This is a genomic window from Brevundimonas sp. GW821-FHT02A10, assembly GCF_059422025.1.
In genome coordinates this window covers 605,551-626,543 of record NZ_JBWKWC010000002.1, presented here as the reverse complement: position 1 = coordinate 626,543, position 20,993 = coordinate 605,551, and the positions used below count along the sequence as shown (strand labels likewise).

Annotated in this window: 21 protein-coding genes and 1 tRNA gene; 18 read left to right on the top strand and 4 right to left on the bottom strand. The window is 68.9% G+C overall.

All coding sequences use genetic code 11. The features are described 5' to 3' along the window. Nucleotides 1-69 precede the first annotated feature (69 nt). The gene (locus tag AC07U0_RS09500; protein WP_494719775.1) at nt 70-1,299 is read right to left on the bottom strand and encodes a TetR/AcrR family transcriptional regulator; all 1,230 of its coding nucleotides are present in this window, start codon (nt 1,297-1,299) and stop codon (nt 70-72) included. Between the two features lie 259 nt (nt 1,300-1,558). Here AC07U0_RS09500 and moaA point away from each other — a divergent pair, with 259 nt between their 5' ends. The 10 genes from moaA to AC07U0_RS09450 are packed head-to-tail and all read left to right on the top strand — an operon-like array spanning nt 1,559 to nt 8,189. Then, on the top strand, nt 1,559-2,614 hold the full coding sequence (gene moaA / locus AC07U0_RS09495; RefSeq protein ID WP_494719774.1) for a GTP 3',8-cyclase MoaA: 1,056 nt from the start codon (nt 1,559-1,561) through the stop codon (nt 2,612-2,614). A 1-nt stretch (nt 2,615) separates the two neighbouring features. Then, nucleotides 2,616-2,870: a MoaD/ThiS family protein gene (locus AC07U0_RS09490; protein WP_494719773.1), complete on the top strand. Its 255-nt coding sequence runs from the start codon at nt 2,616-2,618 to the stop codon at nt 2,868-2,870. 1 nt (nt 2,871) lies between these two features. Beyond that, nucleotides 2,872-3,315, top strand: a complete 444-nt coding sequence (locus AC07U0_RS09485; protein WP_494719772.1) for a molybdenum cofactor biosynthesis protein MoaE — start codon at nt 2,872-2,874, stop codon at nt 3,313-3,315. Next, nucleotides 3,312-3,863, top strand: a complete 552-nt coding sequence (gene moaB, locus AC07U0_RS09480) for a molybdenum cofactor biosynthesis protein B (RefSeq protein ID WP_494719771.1) — start codon at nt 3,312-3,314, stop codon at nt 3,861-3,863. The genes AC07U0_RS09485 and moaB overlap by 4 nt, the downstream gene beginning before the upstream one ends. Further along, nucleotides 3,863-4,351, top strand: coding sequence for a cyclic pyranopterin monophosphate synthase MoaC (gene moaC / locus AC07U0_RS09475; protein ID WP_494719770.1), 489 nt, complete (start codon nt 3,863-3,865; stop codon nt 4,349-4,351). The genes moaB and moaC overlap by 1 nt, the downstream gene beginning before the upstream one ends. Next, nucleotides 4,348-5,547, top strand: coding sequence for a molybdopterin molybdotransferase MoeA (locus tag AC07U0_RS09470; protein ID WP_494719769.1), 1,200 nt, complete (start codon nt 4,348-4,350; stop codon nt 5,545-5,547). The genes moaC and AC07U0_RS09470 overlap by 4 nt, the downstream gene beginning before the upstream one ends. Then, nucleotides 5,548-6,063, top strand: a complete 516-nt coding sequence (locus AC07U0_RS09465) for a molybdopterin-binding oxidoreductase (RefSeq protein WP_494719768.1) — start codon at nt 5,548-5,550, stop codon at nt 6,061-6,063. It begins immediately after the preceding gene. Continuing rightward, nucleotides 6,060-6,842, top strand: coding sequence for a molybdate ABC transporter substrate-binding protein (modA, locus tag AC07U0_RS09460; protein WP_494719767.1), 783 nt, complete (start codon nt 6,060-6,062; stop codon nt 6,840-6,842). The genes AC07U0_RS09465 and modA overlap by 4 nt, the downstream gene beginning before the upstream one ends. Then, nucleotides 6,805-7,563 carry a molybdate ABC transporter permease subunit gene (gene modB, locus AC07U0_RS09455; protein ID WP_494719766.1) on the top strand — a complete coding sequence of 253 codons (759 nt, stop codon included), beginning with the start codon at nt 6,805-6,807 and terminating at the stop codon, nt 7,561-7,563. The genes modA and modB overlap by 38 nt, the downstream gene beginning before the upstream one ends. Next, nucleotides 7,560-8,189: an ATP-binding cassette domain-containing protein gene (locus AC07U0_RS09450; protein WP_494719765.1), complete on the top strand. Its 630-nt coding sequence runs from the start codon at nt 7,560-7,562 to the stop codon at nt 8,187-8,189. The genes modB and AC07U0_RS09450 overlap by 4 nt, the downstream gene beginning before the upstream one ends. A gap of 55 nt (nt 8,190-8,244) precedes the next feature. Here the strand turns inward: AC07U0_RS09450 and AC07U0_RS09445 are convergent. Beyond that, nucleotides 8,245-8,320: transfer RNA gene (locus AC07U0_RS09445), tRNA-Ala, on the bottom strand. A gap of 175 nt (nt 8,321-8,495) precedes the next feature. Next, the gene (locus tag AC07U0_RS09440; protein ID WP_494719764.1) at nt 8,496-8,954 is read right to left on the bottom strand and encodes a TIGR02300 family protein; all 459 of its coding nucleotides are present in this window, start codon (nt 8,952-8,954) and stop codon (nt 8,496-8,498) included. A gap of 157 nt (nt 8,955-9,111) precedes the next feature. On the opposite strand from AC07U0_RS09440, the gene aroA reads away from it, so the two are divergent. From aroA to mscL, 5 genes are all read left to right on the top strand, one after another. Further along, nucleotides 9,112-10,425 (top strand): 3-phosphoshikimate 1-carboxyvinyltransferase, encoded by a 1,314-nt coding sequence (aroA, locus tag AC07U0_RS09435; RefSeq protein WP_494719763.1) that lies wholly within the window; start codon nt 9,112-9,114, stop codon nt 10,423-10,425. A gap of 2 nt (nt 10,426-10,427) precedes the next feature. Continuing rightward, the gene (gene cmk, locus AC07U0_RS09430; RefSeq protein ID WP_494719762.1) at nt 10,428-11,072 is read left to right on the top strand and encodes a (d)CMP kinase; all 645 of its coding nucleotides are present in this window, start codon (nt 10,428-10,430) and stop codon (nt 11,070-11,072) included. A gap of 165 nt (nt 11,073-11,237) precedes the next feature. Continuing rightward, the gene (gene rpsA, locus AC07U0_RS09425; protein WP_494719761.1) at nt 11,238-12,941 is read left to right on the top strand and encodes a 30S ribosomal protein S1; all 1,704 of its coding nucleotides are present in this window, start codon (nt 11,238-11,240) and stop codon (nt 12,939-12,941) included. Nucleotides 12,942-13,187: 246 nt separating this feature from the next. After that, complete coding sequence (locus AC07U0_RS09420) at nt 13,188-13,478, top strand: integration host factor subunit beta (RefSeq protein WP_492034294.1); 291 nt, start codon at nt 13,188-13,190, stop codon at nt 13,476-13,478. A gap of 99 nt (nt 13,479-13,577) precedes the next feature. Next, on the top strand, nt 13,578-13,997 hold the full coding sequence (gene mscL / locus AC07U0_RS09415) for a large-conductance mechanosensitive channel protein MscL (RefSeq protein ID WP_494719760.1): 420 nt from the start codon (nt 13,578-13,580) through the stop codon (nt 13,995-13,997). Here the strand turns inward: mscL and AC07U0_RS09410 are convergent. Next, nucleotides 13,994-15,133 carry a GNAT family N-acetyltransferase gene (locus AC07U0_RS09410; RefSeq protein ID WP_494719759.1) on the bottom strand — a complete coding sequence of 380 codons (1,140 nt, stop codon included), beginning with the start codon at nt 15,131-15,133 and terminating at the stop codon, nt 13,994-13,996. The two genes, mscL and AC07U0_RS09410, sit on opposite strands and share 4 nt — an antisense overlap. A gap of 289 nt (nt 15,134-15,422) precedes the next feature. Here AC07U0_RS09410 and AC07U0_RS09405 point away from each other — a divergent pair, with 289 nt between their 5' ends. The 3 genes from AC07U0_RS09405 to AC07U0_RS09395 are packed head-to-tail and all read left to right on the top strand — an operon-like array spanning nt 15,423 to nt 20,927. Continuing rightward, nucleotides 15,423-15,998: an ImuA family protein gene (locus tag AC07U0_RS09405; protein WP_494719758.1), complete on the top strand. Its 576-nt coding sequence runs from the start codon at nt 15,423-15,425 to the stop codon at nt 15,996-15,998. Further along, nucleotides 15,913-17,526, top strand: coding sequence for a Y-family DNA polymerase (locus AC07U0_RS09400; RefSeq protein ID WP_494719757.1), 1,614 nt, complete (start codon nt 15,913-15,915; stop codon nt 17,524-17,526). Before AC07U0_RS09405 ends, AC07U0_RS09400 begins: the two co-directional genes overlap by 86 nt. After that, nucleotides 17,523-20,927, top strand: a complete 3,405-nt coding sequence (locus AC07U0_RS09395) for an error-prone DNA polymerase (RefSeq protein WP_494719756.1) — start codon at nt 17,523-17,525, stop codon at nt 20,925-20,927. Before AC07U0_RS09400 ends, AC07U0_RS09395 begins: the two co-directional genes overlap by 4 nt. Nucleotides 20,928-20,993 lie beyond the last annotated feature (66 nt).

The following is a 20,993-nucleotide window of genomic DNA, read 5'->3' as shown; positions in this document are numbered from 1 at the left end:
AGGGCGTTTTGCGTTTAAACCTCTCACCGCGGAAACCGGACGCGCCCGGAACCGGGACGCCCGGGAGGGTCAGGCGCGTGGAAACAGCGCCGGGGCGAAGACCGGGATGGCCTGCCGCACTTCAGGGGCCCCTTCCGGGTCAGCGAGGATCCGCCGCGCCGCCCCGGTGATCCAGTGCGAGAGCAGCAGCGCGTCCATACGGGTCAGCTGCGGCGCGACCGGCCCGAGATAGCTCAACGTCGTGGCGCCCCGGCTGTAGCGGACCCGGGCGGCGAAATCGGCCAGGGCCGGATCCCGGGTGGCCGCGAAGAAGAAGGTCTCGAAGGCCCGCACTCCGGGCGCCGCACTGCCCATCTCCAGAAAGGACAGGATGTGCCGGTCGAGGTCGTCGTGCCGGGCCGTCATGGCGCCCCAACGCTCGGCGCTGCCGAGGATGCCCTCATAGACCGAGGCGTAGCCTGCCGTCATCAGCGCGGCGCGGGTGGGGAAGTGGTGGGTCACCGCTCCCAGGCTGAGGCCGGCCTCGAGCGCGGCCGCGCGGTGGGTCAGGGCGCCTTCTCCAGCCACATCCACCGCAGACACCACCGCCCCGGCGATGCGCGCCGCCGCTCCCGTCAGGGGCGGAAAGACGGTCTTTCGCTGCGACAGGGCCTCGGCGGCGTCTCGCCAGGGCGCGGGGCGGGCCAGAAGCTCCGGGTCGCCCGAGAGGCGGGCGGTCAGACGGGTGCAGACTTCCTCGAGCCCCGCGCGGTCATGCAGCGTCCGCCAGCGGACCAGATGCCCGAAACGCTCGGACTGCAGGACGGCCGCGGCGACGGGCGACAGATCGGCGGAGAGGGAGAAGCGCGACAGGGCGGTCGCCCAGAAAGTCTCCCAAAGGCCCATCCATTGGGCCGCCGTCCCGGAGGTCCACCAGGCCAGGGCGACGGTGTCGCAGGCCTCGGCCTGGGCCAGGACGCGCTTGCGGGCGCACCAGTCGTCGATCACCGCCGTCGCGAAGGCCGGAAACCCCGCCGGGGTCCAGGGCGCGCCCGCGGCGGCCTCCGCCAGCCGCTCGCGCAGCCAGACACGGGTCTCGCCGATCGCGCGCTGCTGGGCGGCGCCGTACAACTGTTCAAGGGAATGGAAGTGATAGTGGATGGCGGAGGCCGAGGTTCCGGCGCGTGCGGCGACGGCCCGTGCGGTCGCGCCTGCAATCCCCGAGACCGCCATCTGCTCCAGAAACGCCTGGATCAGGTCATCCGCCCGTGAGGATCGTCTGTCCAGGGTGGCAGGATCGACGGGGGGCTGGTTTGGCATGGCTCCTCTCTGCCGTGTCCCGCGCCACCGGGCAACCGTTGAGGACGGGGCGCGCGCTCGACGAGAACAAGATGGTTCCCGGGAACAACCGTTCTGCGAGCGTGAGCGGAAGATGAAACCTCGGGCGGCCTTTCAACGAACCCGTCAGAGCGCAGGCCCACACTCACAAGGCTTGAGGTTTCATGCGAGGGCCGGAAATGCGATGTCGGACGCATTCGGTGCGAAAGGTTCGGATCATGAGAGGGGGAGGGCGATCGGCATGACGGTTCTGTTCCAGTCCGTCCCGTCCGCCGCCATGGCAGCGACGTCCGCCCGGCCGGCTCTGATCGATCCCTTCGGCCGGCGGATCGACTATCTACGGGTCTCGGTGACCGACCGGTGCGACCTGCGCTGCGTCTATTGCATGGCCGAGCGGCAGACCTTCCTGCCGCGCCGGGATCTGCTGACGCTGGAGGAGCTGGACCGGCTCTGCACCGGCTTCATCAATCTGGGGACGCGGCGGCTGCGGCTGACCGGCGGGGAGCCTCTGGTGCGTAAGGGGTTCATGGATCTGGTCCGGTCCCTGTCGCGCCATCTGGCGAGCGGGCGGCTGGAAGAGCTGACCCTGACCACCAACGGGACGCGGCTGGTCGAACACGCGGACGATCTGGCGGCCTGCGGCGTGCGGCGGATCAATGTGTCTCTGGATACGCTCGACCCCGACCTCTATCGGCGGATCACCCGGGGCGGGGATCTGGCGCGGGTCATGGCGGGGCTGGACGCAGCTCAGGGCGCGGGACTGGAGATCAAGATCAACACTGTGGCCCTGAAGGGCGACAACGCCGGCGAGCTCGCCGGGATGGCGCGCTGGGCGCATGGGCGCGGCATGGGACTGACCCTGATCGAGACCATGCCGCTGGGCGAGATCGAGGCCGACCGCATGGATCAGTATCTGCCCCTGTCCGAGGTGCGCGCGGACTTCGAGGCGCGCTGGACCCTGACGCCTCTGGCCCGGCGCACGGCGGGCCCGGCCCGCTATGTGCGGGTCGAGGAGACGGGTGGCGTGCTCGGTTTCATCACCCCGATGACCCACACCTTCTGCGAGGCTTGCAACCGGGTGCGGGTGACCTGCACGGGCGATCTGGTCCTGTGTCTGGGGCGCGAGGAAGGCGTGGCGCTGCGGCCGGTGCTGCGTGACCATCCCGACGACGACGCGCCTCTGCATGCGGCCATTCGGGCAGCCATCCTCGGCAAGCCGCAGGGGCATGATTTCCACATCGACCGGCCGGGCGCCGCTCCGGCCGTGGCGCGGCCCATGTCGATGACGGGAGGCTGAAATGGCGACGGTGAAACTGTTCGGCGTCTTCCGCGACCTGGCCGGCTGGAGCGAGAACATCGTCGACGTCCCGACCCTGGGCGCGCTGAAGACGAAGCTGGTCGAGGATCATCCCGGCCTGTCCGACCGGCTGGATCACCCGACGACCCTGGTGATCAAGAACGCCCTGATGCTGCACCGGAGCGAGCGCGGCGATGACTTGCCGCTGACGGCCTCGGACGAGATCGCCTTCGGGCCGCCGGTCAGCGGGGGCTGAGATGATCCGCATTCAGACCGGGCCCCTTTCGCCGGGCGAGCTGCTCGACGCCTTTTCGCACGGGCGTCAGGCGACCGGGGCCGTGGCCAGCTTCACCGGCCTGACCCGTGCGGATGCCGGGATCGAGCGGCTGGTGCTGGATGCCTATCCCGGCTTCACCGAGACGGTGATGGAAGGGATCGAGGCCGAGGCGCGCGACCGGTTCGAGGTTCAGGATGTCCTCGCCGTCCACCGCTGGGGGCCGATCGCGGTGGGGGAGCCCATCGTCTTCGTCGCCGTCGCGGCCGAACGTCGCCGTGCGGCCTTGCTGGCTGTCGATTTCCTGATGGACCAGTTCAAGACCCGCGCCCCTTTCTGGAAGAAGGAAGAGGGGCCCGACGGCGCGCGCTGGATCGAGCCGCGCGATCAGGACCACGCCGATCTCGCCCGCTGGGAGACCCTATGACCGACATCCTTCCCGCTCCGGCCGGCAAGCTTCTGGACGTCCCGCTGACGCCGGTGCGGATCGCCGTCCTGACCGTATCGGACACTCGCGACGAGGAGAGCGATACCTCGGGCCGAATTCTCGCCGACCGGATCGTCGAGGCGGGGCATGTCTGCGCCGCGCGGGGCATCGTCCCCGATGACATTGGGGCCATCAGGACGCAGGTGAAGGCATGGATCTCAGCCGGGGCGGCCGACGTAATCATCACCACCGGCGGCACCGGACTGACCGGGCGGGACGTTACGCCAGAGGCGCTGGAGCCGCTGTTCGACAAGACGATCGACGGCTTCTCGGTGATCTTCCATCAGGTCAGCTACCACACGGTCGGCCTGTCGACCCTGCAGTCGCGGGCCACGGCGGGGATCATCGACGGGGTCTTCGTCTTCTGCCTGCCCGGCTCGAACGGGGCGGTGCGCGACGGCTGGGACAAGGTCATCCGCTGGCAGCTCGACAGCCGCCACCGGCCCTGCAACATGGTCGAACTGATGCCCCGGCTGCTGGAGCGATGATGCCGGACGAACCGTCCCGACTGACCCATATCGACGCCGACGGCCGCGCCCGGATGGTCGATGTCTCCGGCAAGGCCGACACGACGCGCGAGGCGACGGCGCGCGGACGGATCGTCATGGCGCCGGAGACCCTCTCCCTGGCCTTGTCGGGAGGCGGCAGGAAGGGCGATGTGCGGGCGGTCGCCGAGATCGCCGGGGTCATGGCGGCCAAGCGGACCAGTGACCTGATCCCGATGTGTCATCTCCTGATGCTGACCTCGGTCAAGGTGTCGGTCGAACCGACGCTGGACGAGGCCGGTCTGGAGGTCACGGCGACCGTGCGGACCAAGGGCCAGACCGGGGTGGAGATGGAGGCCCTGACGGCGACGAGCGTCGCCCTTCTGACCCTCTACGACATGCTCAAGGCGGCGGATCGCGGCATGGTCATCGAACAGGTGGCTCTGGTCGCCAAGTCGGGCGGCGCCTCGGGCGACTGGACCCGCGCATGAGCCTGCCGACCGTGGAGGAAGCGCGGGCGGCCATGCTGGCGGCGGTGAAGCCGCTGGGATCGACCTCCGTGCCGCTCGGCGAGGCGGACGGGCGTCGGCTGGCCGAGCCTGTAAGGGCGCTGCGACACCAGCCGCCGTTCGACGCCTCAGCGATGGACGGCTGGGCAGTGCGGGTCGCGGATGTCGCACGCGGGGCACGCTTGCGCATCGTCGGCGAGAGCGCGGCGGGGGGAGAGGGCGATCTGGCGATCGGACCGGGAGAGGCGGCGCGGATCTTCACCGGGGCGCCCCTGCCGGCGGGGGCCGACTATGTGGTGGTCCAGGAGCAGGCGCGGCGGGACGGCGACGCCGTGGTGCTGGAAGCCGGGCGCGGTCCGGCAAGCTATGTTCGTCCGTGCGGCGGCGACTTCCGCGAGGGACAGGTCCTGCTGGAGGCGGGACTGAGGCTCAATCCCTGGCGGCTGGCGCTGGCGGCCTCGGCCGGCTGGGCCCGGCTGGTGTGCGGGGGGCGGCCGCGGGTCGCCATCCTGCCCAATGGCGACGAACTGGTGGAGCCGGGCCGGGCCGCCGGCGCGCATCAGATCTATAATGCGGGCGCTCCGGCGCTCGCCGCCTTCGTGACGCGGCAGGGCGGCGTGCCCAAGGCGCTGAGGCCCGCCCGCGACGACGAGGCGGACATCCTGTCCCTGATCGGCAGCGTGACCTTTGACCTTCTGGTCACCATCGGCGGCGCCTCGGTCGGCGATCATGACCGGGTCAAGCCGGCGCTGCGGTCGATGGGGGCCGAGCTTTATGTCGAGGGCTGCGCCATGCGGCCGGGCAAGCCGGTCTGGTTCGCCCTCCTGCCCGACGGCCGGCCAGTGCTGGGTCTGCCGGGCAATCCGGCCTCCGCGCTCGTCTGCGCCGAACTTTTCCTCAGCCCCCTGCTGTCGGCGTTGCAGGGCGGAGCGGACGAGACGGGGTTCGAAACCGCCATCCTCGCAGAGCCCCTGCCGTCGAACGGCCCGCGCGACCACTATATGCGCGCCCGGATCGAGACGGGACGGGACGGCGCGCGGCGGGTGACGCCTTTCCCCAATCAGGATTCCTCGCTCGTCTCGGTCATGGCGCAGGCCGATGTTCTGGTCCGCCGTCCCCCGTTCGCCCCCGCGGCGCCGCTCGGCGCGGTCGTCGAAATCCTGCGCCCCGGAGTCTAGATGCCGCCTCTGTCCCAACGCGCCCCGATCCTCGCGCTCATCGCCGCCTGCCTTGCGCTCGCGGGACCGGCGGCCGCCCAGTCCATCAGCCTGACCGGAGCCGACGGCGTGGTCCGGACGCTGGAAGCGCCGGCTATTGCCGCCCTGCCCCGGGTCCCGGTTCCGCTGACGATCCATGGCGAGGCCCACGTCTTTGAAGGGCCGCTGCTGATCGATGTGTTGAAGGCGACGGGGGCGGAGACGGGTCCAGACCTGCGCGGACCGGCCCTGGCCCAGGCGGTCGTGGTGCGGGCCACCGACGGCTATGCGGTCGTGTTTGGCCTGGCCGAACTGGATCCCGGGACGCGGCCGAACCGGATCATCCTGGCCGACACGGTCGATGGGGCGCCCCTGGCCGCGGGGGACGGGCCGTTCCGGCTGGTCGCCGAGGGCGATGTCCGGCCCGCACGATCTGTGCGTCAGGTGACCTCGGTCGAGGTGGTGCGATTGCCCGCCGCAGCGGCGCATCATCCATGAGCCCGATCTCGCGCCGCTCCGCCCTGATCGCCCTGCTGGCGGCGGGCGCAGCCGCCTGTTCGCCCGGCCCGCAGGACACGGTGGCGCCGGTCACGGTATTCGCCGCCGCCTCCCTGACCGATGCCCTGACCGAACTGGGCGAGATCTGGCGCAAGAAGACCGGGCAGGACGTCCGCCTGTCTTTCGCCGCCAGCGGCCAGATCGCGCGGCAGGTCGAGGCCGGAGCGCCTGCCGACATGGTGATCCTCGCCGATGAAGAGTCCATGGCGCGGCTGGACCGGCTGCACCGTATCGACGCCGGAAGCCTGGCCCGCCTTCTGGGGAACCGGCTGGTCCTGATCGCGGCGCCCGGCACACAGGTCGAGGGCGATCCGCTCGTCTGGCTGAAGCGCACGGGCGGAAAGCTGGTCATCGGCGATCCCGAGAGCGTCCCTGCCGGCGCCTATGCCCGGGAATGGTTGCAGACGCGCGGTGACTGGAACGGCCTGCAGTCGTCCATCGTCACCGCCGCCGATGTCCGGGCCGTGCGCGGCTTCGTGGCCCGGGGCGAGGCCCAGCTGGGCATCGTCTACCGTAGCGACGTCACGGACTTCGCCGGCGCCCGGGTGGTGCTGGAACCGCCCGCCGCGGAACAGCCGGTCATCGTCTATCCGGCCGCCATGCTCCCGAACGTTCCGGAGGCGTCCCGATCCTTCCTGCGCTGGCTGCAGACGCCGGAGGCGGGCGCGGTCTTTCGCCGTCATGGCTTTGAGCCCCTGTCCGGGCAGGCCTGGAAATGACGAAGCCGGTCATGGGAGCCGTCCGCTGTTCGCACCCTTAAGTCCGTTCGAGGCCGAGGCCCTGTGGCTGTCGCTGAAGGTGGCGGCGGCTTCGCTGGTGGGCGTCATTCCCGTGTCCCTGGGGCTGGCCCTGCTGCTGGCCCGGGGGCGGTTCCCCGGCAAATGGCTATTGGAGGCCCTGGTCAACCTGCCTCTGGTCCTGCCGCCGGTCGTGACGGGTCTGGTCCTGCTGATCATTTTCGGCGTGCGTGGTCCCGTCGGAGGGTGGCTGCATGAGGTTTTCGGCGTGACCCTGGCCTTCCACTGGACTGGCGCTGCGCTCGCGGCCGGGGTCATGGCCCTGCCGCTGGTCGTGCGGCCCCTGAGGCTGTCGCTGGAGGCCGTCGATGCGCGGCTGGAACAGGCGGCCGCCACACTGGGCGCACCGCCCCTGCAGGTCCTCTGGCGGGTCACTCTGCCTTTGGCTCTGCCGGGATTGGTCGCGGGGGCGGTGCTGGGCTTTGCCCGGGCCTTCGGTGAGTTCGGGGCCACCGTCACCTTCGCGGGCTCCATCCCCGGCGAGACCCAGACCCTGCCGGTCGCCATCTATTCGGTGCTGCAGCGCGCCGACGGCGAAGAGGCGGCCCTGCGGCTGGCCCTGCTGTCGGTGCTGGTCTCCGTGGGCGCGCTCGTGATCGCCGAATGGATCAACCGCCGCGCCCTGGCCCGGAGGGGCGCATGAGCCTGTCCTTCTGGGTGCGGGCCCGGCGCGGCGACTTCGATCTCGACGCGGCCTTCGAGGCTTCGGGCAAGGCTGTGGCGCTGGTCGGTCCCTCGGGAGCGGGCAAGACCACCCTGTTGCAGGGGCTGGCCGGGCTGATTCCAAGCGAGGAGGTGCGGCTGACGGTCGACGACCGGACGCTGGTGGACACGGCCATGGGACTGGCCCCTCCGGCCCATCAGCGCGGCCTCGGCTATGTCTTCCAGGACGGGCGGCTGTTCCCGCATCTGTCGGTCGGGGGCAATGTCGCCTTCGGCGCGCGCTGGGCCAGGAACCCCATGTCGGTCGGCGAGGCCCTGAAGCTGGTCGATCTGGAGGGGTTCGAGCATCGTCGCCCCGCGGGCCTGTCCGGCGGGGAGATGCGCCGCGTCGCCATCGCCCGGGCCCTGCTGCCCCGTCCGCGCCTGCTGCTGCTGGACGAGCCTTTCGCGGGTCTGGACGATGGTCGGCGTCAGGCCCTGATCCCCTATCTGATCAAACTGCGCGACACGGTGAAGACGCCGATGATCGTGGTCTCCCACGACGACCGCGATGTCGCGGCCCTGGCCGAGACCGTGCTGACGCTCGATCGCGGGCGGCCGGTCTAGATCATTCCCGAAAAGCAAAGGGGGCCGACAGCGATGCTGTCGGCCCCCAGGAATTTGGTGGAGCTTAGCGGAGTCGAACCGCTGACCTCTTGCATGCCATGCAAGCGCTCTACCAGCTGAGCTAAAGCCCCAATCCGAAGGTTTTGCGCCTTCGGTCGGTGTCGTCCGGTTCCCTGTGGTCCCCGGCGAGGCGGCGTTAGTATGTCAGGGTGATTTTCCGATCAACCCCGATTCCGGATTTATTTTCACCGCCTCCGGATGTTCCGGAAGTCCGCCGTTCGGCGACTTCCGGAGTCCGTTGTTCGATCAGAGATCGTCATCGTCACCGCCCTTGGCGATGTCTTCGTCGAAGGCGTCGTCGTCTTCGTCCTCGATGAAGGGAACGGAGTCGTCATCGTCGTCGGCCAGGACGTCGTCGTCGCCGTCGGTGGAGCCCATGCCGGCTTCTTCCGACGGATCGGTGACCACATCATCCTCGTCATCGGGCGTCAGGATCGGCTCGTGGCCTTCCTCGTCGATTTCCGGGGTTGCGGTGTCTTCTTCCTCATCCTCGTCGTCCGAGACCTTCTTCTCGTCGACCTGATCCTCGGCGTCGTCAGCGGCATAGCCGCCCGGACGGCCGCGACGGCTGCGCAGCTTGATCGCTTCTTCCGGATCGAATTCGGTGTCGCACTTCGGGCAGTGGGCGGGGCGACGGTTCAGGTCGTAGAATTTGGCCTGGCAGTTCGGACAGACCTGCTTGGCGCCAAGTTGGGGATCGGCCACGTGAGGGGAGCCTTTGATTGGGTGTGGGGATTTCGGTCGCGTCCCTTGCCACTGTGGGGGCTCGCTGTCAAAAGCCCTCTTTGGTCCCGGCGGCTGCGATGCGGCTGCGATCGGGGCCCCGCCCCCTCCATTTGTCTTCATTCCGGAGCCCAAGCGGGTGTCTTCCGTCTCTCATCTGACCTCGAAGCCCGGCTCGGCCCTGACCGGAACGGTGCGCGCGCCCGGCGACAAGTCCATGTCCCACCGGTCGATGATCCTGGGCGCCATGGCGACCGGCGTCACCGAGGTCGAGGGTTTGCTGGAAGGCGACGACGTCCTGGCCACCGCCCGCGCAGCCGAGGCCTTCGGCGCGACGGTTGAGCGTCTGGGGGGCGGCAAATGGCGCGTGACGGGCAAGGGCGGCTTCGAAAGTCCCGCCTCTGTCATCGACTGCGGTAACGCCGGCACGGGCGTGCGCCTGCTCATGGGCGCCGCCGCGGGCTATCCGATCACCGCGACCTTCGACGGCGACGCCTCCCTGCGCGGCCGTCCCATGGGCCGGGTCACCGACCATCTGAGCCGCATGGGCGCGACCTTCGACTGGAGCGGCAAGGCCGGTCTGCTGCCCGCCACCCTGACCGGCGGCTCTCTGACGGCCATCGACCATGTCCAGACCGTCGCCTCCGCCCAGGTCAAGTCGGCCATTCTTCTGGCCGGGCTGAACGCCGAGGGCGTCACCTCGGTCACCGAGCCGGAAAAGAGCCGTGACCACACCGAACGGATGCTGCGCGCCTTCGGGGCTGTGGTGGAGGTCGAAGAGGCCGGCGAGGGCTGGATCATTCGTCTCAAGGGCGGCCAGCCCCTGACCGGGACAGCGGTCGCCGTGCCCGGCGATCCGTCCTCGGCGGCCTTCCCGCTGGCGGCGGGGCTGATCGTTCCGGGATCGTCGGTGACGGTCGAGGGCGTCATGCTCAATCCGCTGCGCACCGGCCTGTTCGACACCTGGATCGAGATGGGCGCGGACCTGACCATCGCCAACCGTCGTGAAAGCGGTGGTGAAGAGGTCGGCGACATCACCGCCCGCCATTCGGCGCTCAAGGGCGTGGTCGTGCCGGAAGAGCGCGCCGCCTCCATGATCGACGAATATCCGATCCTGGCCGCCACCGCCGCCTTCGCCGAGGGCGTCACCGTCATGCGCGGCGTCGGCGAGATGCGGGTCAAGGAAAGCGACCGCATCAAGCTGATGGTCGATGGCCTGCGCGCCTGCGGCGTCGCGGTCGAGGAGGAGCCCGAGGGCTTCCTCGTGACCGGTGGTCCCGTTCCCGGAGCCGCGACCGTCCACACGGCCCACGATCACCGTATCGCCATGAGCCATCTGGTCCTCGGCCTCGCCGCCGCCGCGCCCGTGACCGTGGACGAACCTGACATGATCGCCACCAGCTTTCCCGGCTTCGTCGATTTGATGAACGGCCTCGGCGGGTCTATCGGTTAACGGTGACCACGCCCTCCCTGATCATCGCCGTCGACGGACCCGCCGCCTCGGGCAAGGGGACGGTCGCCGCGCGCCTGGCCGCCGAATACGGTCTGCCGCATCTCGACACCGGCCTGCTGTACCGCGCCGTGGGGCTGAAGGTGCTGGATGCCGGCGGCTCGCTGGATGATGCCGCCGCCGCCGAGACCGCCGCCCGCTCACTGGAGGTTTCGGGCCTTTCCGACAATCCGCGCCTGACCACGGGCGAGGCCGGAGAGGCCGCCAGCCGTGTCGCCGGCCATCCGGGCGTGCGCGCCGCGCTTCTCGATCTCCAGCAGACCTTCGCGCGCCAGCCGGGCGGTGCGGTGCTGGACGGGCGCGACATCGGCACGGTCATCGCTCCGGACGCGACGGCCAAGCTGTTCGTCACCGCCACGCCTCACACCCGCGCCACCCGCCGCTGGAAACAGCTGACCGCGCGCGGCGACGCCATCGGTTTCGACGAAATGCTGGCCGATATCGTCCGGCGCGACGAGCGTGACGCCGGCCGGGGCGCCGCCCCCATGGTCCAGGCGGAGGACGCGGTCTTGCTGGATACGACCGATATGGATATAGAGACCGCCTTCGATGCGGCCCGCCGTATCGTCGAGGCGGCGCGCGCCCGTTAGGCCATCGGCCCTAACGGACAAATCCAACGCTCCATCCTCGGCTTCCGCGGGCGCTCTGGTCTTGAAGAAGACCTCGTGTCCCAGACCGACTTCCCAACTTCTGTTCCACCTCGCGCGGGGCCGTCCGGTCACGCGCCATAACCCATTCGGAAACATCAGAGCTTCATGTCTGACACCCACAACCCCTCGCGCGACGATTTCGCCGCGCTGCTCGACGAACAACTGCAGGGCCGCGACCTCGGCGAAGGCCAGGTCGTTCACGGCCGCGTCGTCGGCGTCGAAAAGGACATCATCATCATCGACGTCGGTCTGAAGACCGAAGGTCGTATCCCGGCCCGTGAATTCGGCATCGGCGAAGGCGCCGTGATCCCGAAGGTCGGCGACGACGTCGAAGTCTACCTCGAGCGCGTCGAGAACGCCCTGGGTGAAGCCGTCATCAGCCGCGACAAGGCTCGCCGCGAAGAAGCCTGGACCCGTCTGGAAGTCGTCTTCGCCGAAGGCGTGCCGGTCAACGGTGCCATCGTCGGCCGCGTCAAGGGCGGCTTCACCGTCGACCTGGGCGGCGCCTCGGCCTTCCTGCCGGGCTCGCAGGTCGACATCCGCCCGGTCCGCGACGTCGGCCCGCTGATGGGCAAGGAACAGCCGTTCCAGATCCTGAAGATGGACCGCCCGCGCGGTAACATCGTCGTTTCGCGTCGCGCCATCCTGGAAGAAGCCCGCGCCGAACAGCGCACCGAGCTGGTCGGCCAGCTGCAAGAGGGTGAAGTCCGCGACGGCGTCGTCAAGAACATCACCGACTACGGCGCGTTCGTGGACCTGGGCGGCATCGACGGCCTGCTGCACGTCACCGACATGTCGTGGAAGCGCGTCTCGCACCCCTCGCAGGTCCTCGCCGTCGGCGACACCGTCAAGGTCCAGATCGTCAAGATCAACCCGGACACCCAACGCATCTCGCTGGGCATGAAGCAACTGCAGTCGGACCCCTGGGACGGCGTGGAAGCCAAGTACCCGGTCGGCGCCAAGTACACGGGCCGCATCACCAACATCACTGACTACGGCGCCTTCGTGGAGCTGGAAGCCGGCGTTGAAGGCCTGGTGCACGTCTCGGAAATGTCCTGGACCAAGAAGAACGTCCACCCCGGCAAGATCGTCTCGACCTCGCAGGAAGTCGACGTGGTCGTCCTGGACGTCGACGCCTCCAAGCGCCGCATCTCGCTGGGCCTGAAGCAGGCCCAGGACAACCCGTGGGACGCCTTCGTGGCCTCGCACCCGATCGGTTCGACCGTCGAGGGCGAAGTCAAGAACGCCACCGAGTTCGGCCTGTTCATCGGCCTGGACAACGACATCGACGGCATGGTGCACCTGTCCGACCTCGACTGGTCGGTCTCGGGTGAAGAAGCCATCCAGCGCTACCGCAAGGGCGAGATGGTCAAGGCCAAGGTCCTGGACGTCGACGTCGAGAAGGAACGTGTCTCGCTGGGCATCAAGCAGCTCGGCGGCGATCCGGTCGGCGAAGGCGACACCTACAAGAAGGGTCAGACCGTCACCGTCACCGTCACGGCGATCGAGTCGGGCGGCATCGAGGTCAAGTTCGGTGAAGACGACGCTCCGGTCACCAGCTTCGTGCGCAAGTCGGACCTGAGCCGCGACCGCAACGAGCAACGTCCGGAACGCTTCGCCGTCGGCGACCGCGTCGACGCCCAGATCACCGCCATCGACAAGGCCTCGCGCCGCGTCTCGGTGTCGATCAAGGCGCTGGAAATGGCCGACGAGAAGGAAGCCATCGAGCAGTTCGGGTCCTCGGACTCGGGCGCCTCGCTCGGCGACATCCTCGGCGCGGCCCTGCGCGAGAAGGCCGGCAAGGACTGAGTTCAGTCCTTCTGGTTGAAAGAATGGAGGCGGTCGGAGCGATCCGGCCGCCTTTTTCTTTGCCGATCAAGCATCAATGGCCAGTGTCTGATTGCGTACAATTAATGATCTTTGCCGACCCCTTTTGCTCATGAGGGCTTTTTCACCAGCCACGCGAGGGTTAGTGTGGAACCCGCTGTCGCGTATCTGACGGCTCAAACGCCTCTGGAAGGGCAAAACAAGACAGGGCGGGGGCCTTGAAAACGGATGATCAAGTCAGAGTTGATCGAGAAGCTGGCGGCCGAGAACACCCACCTCACTCATGCTGAGGTCGAGCGGGTGGTCAATGTCGTGCTGGGTCGGATGACCGAAGCCATGGCTGAAGGCGGCCGCGTGGAGCTGCGCGGGTTCGGCGCCTTCTCCGTGCGCTCGCGACCGGCCCGCGCCGGCCGCAATCCGCGCACAGGCGAGACCGTCGACGTGCCGGCCAAGTCGGTGCCCTTCTTCAAGAGCGGCAAGGAGCTGCGCGAGCGGCTCAACGCCTCGGGCGACGCCTGATCCTGCTGCCTGCGGGTTGAAAACGCAGGCAAAACGGTTTCCATTGTCTTCAGCAACCGCTCTGGCGGCTGATTTTTGCTGACTGACAAGGACAGACCGATGAGCCTGGTTTCCGAATTTCGCGAGTTCGCCATCAAGGGCAATGTCGTCGACCTCGCGGTCGGTGTGATCATCGGCGCGGCCTTCAACTCCATCGTCAAGAGCCTGGTCGATCAGGTGGTCATGCCGCCCATCGGCCTGATCACCGGCGGCATCGACTTCTCCAAGCTGGAGTGGGTCCTGCGGCCCGAAAACCCGGCGACCGTGGAGATCGAAAAGGTCTCGATCCAGTACGGGGCCTTCCTGAACACGGTGATCCAGTTCGCCATCGTGGCCTTCGTCGTCTTCATGCTGGTCAAGGGCATCAACCAGCTGCGCCGCCAGAACGCGGCCGATCCGACCCCGGACGCTCCTGCGGCCCCGACGCCGACTGAACTGCTGCTGACCGAAATCCGCGACGAACTGAAGGCCCGCCCCTAAAGGCGCAGATCGGCGCCCGCCGCCCGCCGCGCGCCGCGACGCGGGGCCGGGCGCTGACAGAAGCCATGGTCGCCGTCGAAGGGGGTCGGGGACCATGTGGCGAGATCGCCGGACCCGGCGTCGCCGCGGAAACGGATGTGGCCGTGGCCCCAGCCGCCCTCTTGTCGCGCGCCGAGGGCCCAGGCCCCCAGACGACGCTTCAACTCCTCATTGACGACCTGGAGCCGCACCTTGGCCGCGCCGCGGATCCGCGCCTGATCCATCAGGGCGCGCATCAGAGCCGGGATGGCGTGGGGCTCGTCCTCGAGCGCGACCAGGTCGAGGATCTCCAGAAACACCGGGTCGATCGGCGTCGCCTTGGCCAGGATGGCCATCGCATAGCCGGTCACGGCGCCGTCGCGAGTATAGGCCAGCAGCAACGGCGGCTCGGTCTGGTCCGGATCGGCGATGCGCCAGCGCAGGACTTCCGGGCTACGGTCCGCGACAGCCCGGCCCTCGGCCCTCAGCGCGCGCCAGAAATCGTCATAGGGTGAGCTGTCCGATAGGTCGGTCAGGGCCGAGACCAGAGACGGAAACCGGGGCGGGCGAACCCGGCCCAAGGCATGGTCCGAGCGCAGAAAGCGTTCTCGGTAAGGGTCGGCCAGATGCGGCGCCCGCTTCACCGCCTCGCGCAGCAGCCGGCCGCGCAGACAGTCGACCGGATCGACGATCCAGGACAGTTTCAGGCTGCTGATCCGCGCCGGCCAGGCGCGCATGCCGTGGCGGGCGTAGAGGGGCGCCGATTTCGGATTGGCGTTCAGCGTACAGCCGGCGGCGATGTTCGGCTGGTCGAGAACGGCCCGGATCAGGGGGCGGCTCTGGCCGCGCACGGCCGGGGGCACGATGACGGAAAAGCCGGTCGCGACGTGCCGCCGCCGGTCGTCCTTCCACACCCGTTGGATCAGGTTGCCCATGAAGGCGGCGGCCTGGCCGTCCCGTCCCGGGACGACCCAGCCCGACGCAGCCCCGATGTCCAGCCGGGCCGGATTGGCGGCGAGCCAGTTCCAGCCGGCCGCGGAACGCTCCGGCCACCATACGTCATGGTGCAGGGCGTTGACGGCGGGATAGTCGTCGGGTTCGAAAGGGCGCAGGCTCATTGGACGGATCCTTCCCGATGCGGGACGGCGGGGGTGTCGGCGTTTCCACGCTGCATGCGCCGGGCCACCGCAAGAGACGTTTTATAACAACTATAGATTGCACAACCGTTTCTCTCTCACGCGAAACGATTCGGGATTTGACTCTGGAGCGGCCGGAACAAATAATGAACATTGAGGTTCAGCCCGTCCGATGTCCATTTCCCCGCCCCTGCAAATCCTTCCGGTCCTCTCCGCCTGGCCTGCGCTCGCCGAGGGACTGGAAGAGGTGTGTGCGGTCGCAAGCAGGGACATGGCCGGGGCCTTCGCCTTCGCCCTGTCTCGCCTTCCGCCGACCGATGCGCGGCCGGTGCTTCTGGCGTCATGCCGACGATGGTCGGTCGAGCAGGGACGGCCCTACGGCCCCGGTTTCCGCGGTGCGGGGCTGGATGGGCGAGGGACGGGTCTGATCCTGACGGAGGGCCGGACCGAGGGCGAGCTGTTGTGGATCATGGAGCAGGCCCTGAGGTCCGGTGCGGTTTCGGCGGTCCTGGCCACGGTCGAGGCGGCATCCCTGGCCCAGACCCGGCGGCTGGAGTTCGCGGCCCGTGACGGGGCGGCGGTCGGCGTTCTTCTCAGGCAGACCGAGGGCGGGCTCAGCGCCGCACGTCGTCGTTGGCGGGTCACAACCCTGAAGAGTGCGGCCAACCCGGACGACCTCCGGGCCCCGGGCGGCTTTTCCCTCGCCGTCGAACTGACCCGAAGCCGGTCCGAACGGCCGGGTGTCTGGAAACTGGAGCAGGATGATGAGACGCATCGTCTCCGTCTGGCTGATCGACTGGCCGGTGACGGTCTGGGCGAACGGGGCCGGACGGGTCTCGCCGCCTGAGCAACCCGCTGGAACCCACGATGGGCCGCCCTTCGCCCTGATCGCCCGCACGGCGCGGGGCGCGGTCATCCATGCCCTGAACGCGGCGGCGCGGGCCGCGGGCCTGTCGGCGGGCCAGACCCAGGCCGACGCCCGCGCCGTCCTGCCGTCCCTGATCTGTCGTCCCGCCGATCTCGCCGCCGACCGCGCGGCGCTGGAACGACTGGCCGTCTGGGCCGAGCGCTGGTCGCCGGCGGTGGTCGTCGACAGCGTGCAGGAGGGGATGGAGGGCCTGTTCCTCGACGTCACCGGAGCGGGTCATCTGTTCGGCGGTGAGGCGGCGCTTCTGGCCGGAATGGAGGCGCGGCTGGCCGAGGCGGGGGCCCGCGCCCGTCTCGCCCTGGCCCCGACCCCCGGCGCCGCCTGGGGTCTGGCCCGCTGGGGGCGTGAGCAGGCGGTGGTTCTTGAGGGTTCGACGAAGGCGGCCCTTGCGCCCCTGCCCGTAGAAGCCCTGCGCATCGAGGCGGGAGCTCTCAGGCAGGCGCGGCGGTTCGGGCTGAAACGCATCGGCGACCTCTATGACATGCCGCGCGCCGGCCTCGCCCGCCGCTTCCGCGACGGGGCGGGGGTCGGCCTGGTCCAGCGGCTGGATCAGGCCCTGGGTCTGGCCGCCGAGGCCCTGATCCCGACGCGCCCGCCGCCGAAATACCGGGCGTGGGAGGCGCATGCCGAACCCCTGTGCGATATCGCCGGGGTCGAGGGTCGGCTGCCTGAACTCGCCGCCGACCTCGCCGCCGCCCTCGAAAAGGAGGGGCAGGGCGCCCGGATTCTGACCCTGACCGGCTTCCGCACCGACGGCCGGACGACGTCCCTGACCATCAAGTCGGGCCTGCCGGGGCGCGACGTCCCGATCTGGATGCGGCTGTTCCGCGAGCGTGGGGTTGAGCGGCTGGATCTCGGCTTCGGCGTCGACGCCCTGATGCTCTCGGCCGACCTGACCGAACCGTTGAAGGCGCATCAGGTCTCGCTGGAGGACGAGGCGGCGGCGCGTCACGCCGAAAGTCTGACCGCCCTGATTGACCGGCTATCGGCCCGGCTGGGCGAGGGGGCGGTGCGGGTCGCGGAGCCGCAGGGCTCATGGCTGCCCGAACGCGCCGAGCGCTGGCGACCCGCGCTTGGACTGAAAAAGACGGTGCGTCCGGACGCCGAGGTCGCTGACGCCGATCCGCGGCATCGCCCCCTCCTGCTGCTCGACCCGCCCGAGCCGGTCGAGGCCATCGCCGAACTGCCCGACGGGGCGCCGGCACTTTTCACCTGGCGGCGTCTGGCGCGCCGCGTCGCCCGCGCCGACGGTCCCGAACGCCTGTCGCCCGAATGGTGGCGGCCGCCGCCCGGTGATCGCGAAGCCCGCACCCGCGACTATTACCGGGTCGAGGACGAGCAGGGCCTGCGTTACTGGCTGTTCCGGGAAGGTCTCTATGGCCGCGAATACACCGGCGCGGACGACGAGCGATCGCCGTCCTGGTGGATGCACGGAATGTTCCCGTGAGCGCGCCCTCGAAAGGCTTGTCCGGCGACTACGCCGAGCTCGGCGTCATGACCAACTTCAGCTTTCTGGAGGGGGCGTCGCATCCGGGCGAGCAGATGATGCAGGCCAAGGCGCTGGGCCTCGCCGCCGTCGGCGTCGCCGACAGAAATACGCTGGCCGGGATGGTGCGCGCCCTGATGGAGGCGGAAAAGCAGGATCTGAGGCTGGTGGTCGGTTGCCGGTTGGGCTTTCTCGACGGGACGGAGCTGATCGTCTTCCCGCGCGACCGCGCCGCCTATGGCCGCCTGTGCCGCCTGCTGACGCTGGGCAAGAGCGAGATCCTCGATGCTCCGGCGGCAGCGGAAGATGATGCGCCGGCCTCGAACGTGGTCGACTTCCCCGGCGGTGAGGCCCGCCCGGAAGCCACCGATCCCGCGCCGGATCCTGATCCCGTCGACCGCACCACCAAGGGCGAGACCCGGCTGACCTTTGATCAGGCGGTCACTTTCGGGGAGGGGATGATCGCGCTCGCCGTCGCGCCCATCGTCCCGGACACCGCCTTCGAGGCGCGGCTGAAGGACTGGCGCACACGCTGGCCGGACACCCTGTATCTTGCGGCCCAGCCCCTGTGGCGCGGCGACGACCGGGCGCGGCTGAACCGGCTGGCGGCTATGGCCGAGCGCACCGGCGCCCCCCTGATCGCCACCAATGCCGTTCTCTATCATCGCCCCGATCGCCGCCCCCTGCAGGACGTCCTGACCTGTATCCGCGAGGGGACCACCATCGACGCCGCCGGCGTCCGGCTCCAGGCCAACGCCGAACGCCACCTGCGCGGCCCGGCCGCCATGGCAAGGCTGTTCAGGGGGCATGAGGCGGCGCTGGAGCGGACCATGGAGGTGGTCGCCGCGTGCAAATTCTCCCTGCGTGAGCTCAGCTACCAGTACCCCGATGAGCCGGTGCCAAAGGGTTGGACGGCGCAGGCCTGGCTTGAGAACCGTGTGTGGAAGGGTGCTGACGAACGCTGGCCGGAAGGGGTTCCTGAGCGAATTCAGGCGACCATCCGCAAGGAACTCGCACTGATCGAGACGCTGAATTATCCGAATTACTTCCTGACTGTGCACGACATCGTCGCGTGGGCGCGCGAGGAGCCGCGAGAGATCCTGTGTCAGGGGCGGGGGTCTGCCGCCAACTCCGTGGTCTGCTTCTGTCTGAAGATCACCAATGTGAACCCACTCGATCAGGACCTTTTGATCGAGCGCTTCATCTCCTCGGAACGCTCAGAGCCGCCGGACATCGATGTCGACTTCGAGCACGAGCGGCGCGAGGAGGTGATGCAGTACGTCTATGACCGGTACGGCCGCGACCGGGCGGGCATTGTGGCGACCATCATCCACTATCGCCCCCGCTCAGCGATCCGGGACGTGGGTAAGGCGCTAGGCCTGACCGAAGATGTGACGGCGCGGCTGGCTGACACGGTCTGGGGCTCCTACGGCTCATCGGTCAAGGACGAGCACGTCGATCAGACGGGTCTGGATCGGGACGATCCCCGCTTCCGGATGGCGCTCGAACTGACCGCCGAGCTGATCGAGTTTCCCCGCCATCTGTCCCAGCACGTCGGCGGCTTCGTGCTCAGTCAGACCCCGCTGGTCGAGATCGTGCCTGTCGGGAATGCGGCCATGGCCGATCGGACCTTCATCGAATGGAACAAGGACGACATCGATTTTCTCAAGCTGATGAAGGTCGATGTTCTGGCTCTGGGCATGCTGACCGCGATGAAGCGGGCCTTCGCCATGATCCAGACGACCTATGGCCGCCGCCTGCTTGATACCGCTGCCGTGCCGAGGGAAAGACGGGGCGTCTACGCCATGCTCCAGAAGGCGGATTCTCTCGGCGTCTTTCAGGTCGAGAGCCGGGCCCAGATGGCCATGCTGCCGCGCCTTCAGCCCAAGGTTTTCTACGACCTGGTGGTGCAGGTGGCGATTGTCCGGCCCGGACCGATTCAGGGTGGGATGGTCCATCCGTATCTGAAGCGCCGCACGGAACGCCGGGCGGTCGAGGCTTTGGGGCAGGTCTACGATTTCGAGATGCCCGGACCTGTGGGCGGCGACCCGGACGAGCTCAGGAATGTCCTGCGAAAGACACTGGGCGTCCCGTTGTTTCAGGAACAGGCCATGAAGATCGCCATGGTCGCTGCCGAATTCACCGGCGAAGAGGCCAATGGCCTGCGCCGGGCCATGGCCACCTTCCGGCACATGGGCACCATCGGGAAGTACGAAGAAATGATGGTCGGCCGGATGATCGCGCGCGGCTATGAACCCGACTTCGCCCAACGCTGTTTCGACCAGATCAAGGGGTTCGGCGAATACGGCTTCCCCGAGAGCCACGCCTGTTCTTTCGCCCATCTGGTCTATGTCTCCGCCTGGGTGAAGCGGTTCTATCCCGAGGTGTTCGCGGCCTGTCTGCTGAACAGTCAGCCGATGGGCTTCTACGCCCCGGCGCAGATCGTTCGAGATGCACGCGAGCACGGGGTCGAGGTGCGGCATCCCGATGTGAACGCCAGCGACTGGGATGCGACCCTTGAGTCCCGTCCCGCAAGACGTCGCTGCGCCCTTCGCCTCGGCTTGCGCGCCATCGATGGGTTCAAGAAGGACTGGGCCCTGAAGATCGCCGCCGAGCGCGCCATCGCCCCCTTCGCCGATCTAGAGGATCTGCGGCTGCGCGCGAAACTGCCGCCGACGGCGCTGGACAGGCTGGCCGAAGCGGACGCCTTCGGGTCGCTGAAACTGTCGCGCAGGCAGGGACTGTGGGCCGCACGCGGCGCCCCGCCGGCGTCGGGCGCGCCCCTGTTCGAGGCCATGGGGCTGAATGAGGCCGACGGCCGTCCGCCCGAGGCCCTGCCCGAACTGAGCCCCGGCGAGGAGGTGGTCGGCGACTACCAGACCATCCGCCTGTCGCTGAAGGGCCATCCGGTGTCCTTCCTGCGCGAGCGGCTGACGCAGGCCGGGGCCCTGACGGCTCTGGCCTATCAGTCGGCCCCGGCGGGGCGGCGGGTCGCGGTCGGCGGGGTGGTGCTGGTGCGCCAGAGGCCGGGCTCGGCCAAGGGGGTGGTCTTTCTGACGCTGGAGGACGAGACCGGGGTGGCCAATCTGGTCGTCTGGCCCGACGTCTTCGAACGCCTGCGCCCCGTCGCCATGGGCGCGCGGATGATCCTGGCGAAGGGGCGCGTCCAGCGCGCCGAGGGCGTCAGCCATCTGGTGGTCGAGGATCTGACCGACTGGACCCCCATGCTGGGCCACATCAGCGAGGACGGTCAGATCGCGCCTGACCCGGCTCCGGGATCGGGACATTCGCCGAGCAACCCCAACCGCCGCCGCCACCCCCGCGACGTGCGCATCCTGCCCGGATCGCGCGACTTCCACTGAGCGGAGGGGTTGCGGACGGCCGCATGCGACACTGAGGCGACGGTCCGGATTCATCCTTAAGACTTG

Coding starts and splice junctions, on each gene's coding strand:
- moaC (WP_494719770.1), top strand. CDS start 3,863: ATGCCGGACGAACCGTCCCGACTGACCCATATCGACGCCGACGGCCGC.
- modA (WP_494719767.1), top strand. CDS start 6,060: ATGAGCCCGATCTCGCGCCGCTCCGCCCTGATCGCCCTGCTGGCGGCG.
- AC07U0_RS09470 (WP_494719769.1), top strand. CDS start 4,348: ATGAGCCTGCCGACCGTGGAGGAAGCGCGGGCGGCCATGCTGGCGGCG.
- AC07U0_RS09405 (WP_494719758.1), top strand. CDS start 15,423: ATGGCCGGGGCCTTCGCCTTCGCCCTGTCTCGCCTTCCGCCGACCGAT.
- AC07U0_RS09465 (WP_494719768.1), top strand. CDS start 5,548: ATGCCGCCTCTGTCCCAACGCGCCCCGATCCTCGCGCTCATCGCCGCC.
- AC07U0_RS09400 (WP_494719757.1), top strand. CDS start 15,913: ATGATGAGACGCATCGTCTCCGTCTGGCTGATCGACTGGCCGGTGACG.
- AC07U0_RS09500 (WP_494719775.1), bottom strand. CDS start 1,299: ATGCCAAACCAGCCCCCCGTCGATCCTGCCACCCTGGACAGACGATCC.
- AC07U0_RS09485 (WP_494719772.1), top strand. CDS start 2,872: ATGATCCGCATTCAGACCGGGCCCCTTTCGCCGGGCGAGCTGCTCGAC.
- mscL (WP_494719760.1), top strand. CDS start 13,578: ATGAGCCTGGTTTCCGAATTTCGCGAGTTCGCCATCAAGGGCAATGTC.
- rpsA (WP_494719761.1), top strand. CDS start 11,238: ATGTCTGACACCCACAACCCCTCGCGCGACGATTTCGCCGCGCTGCTC.
- moaA (WP_494719774.1), top strand. CDS start 1,559: ATGACGGTTCTGTTCCAGTCCGTCCCGTCCGCCGCCATGGCAGCGACG.
- moaB (WP_494719771.1), top strand. CDS start 3,312: ATGACCGACATCCTTCCCGCTCCGGCCGGCAAGCTTCTGGACGTCCCG.
- modB (WP_494719766.1), top strand. CDS start 6,805: ATGGCTTTGAGCCCCTGTCCGGGCAGGCCTGGAAATGACGAAGCCGGT.
- AC07U0_RS09420 (WP_492034294.1), top strand. CDS start 13,188: ATGATCAAGTCAGAGTTGATCGAGAAGCTGGCGGCCGAGAACACCCAC.
- AC07U0_RS09410 (WP_494719759.1), bottom strand. CDS start 15,133: ATGAGCCTGCGCCCTTTCGAACCCGACGACTATCCCGCCGTCAACGCC.
- AC07U0_RS09490 (WP_494719773.1), top strand. CDS start 2,616: ATGGCGACGGTGAAACTGTTCGGCGTCTTCCGCGACCTGGCCGGCTGG.
- AC07U0_RS09450 (WP_494719765.1), top strand. CDS start 7,560: ATGAGCCTGTCCTTCTGGGTGCGGGCCCGGCGCGGCGACTTCGATCTC.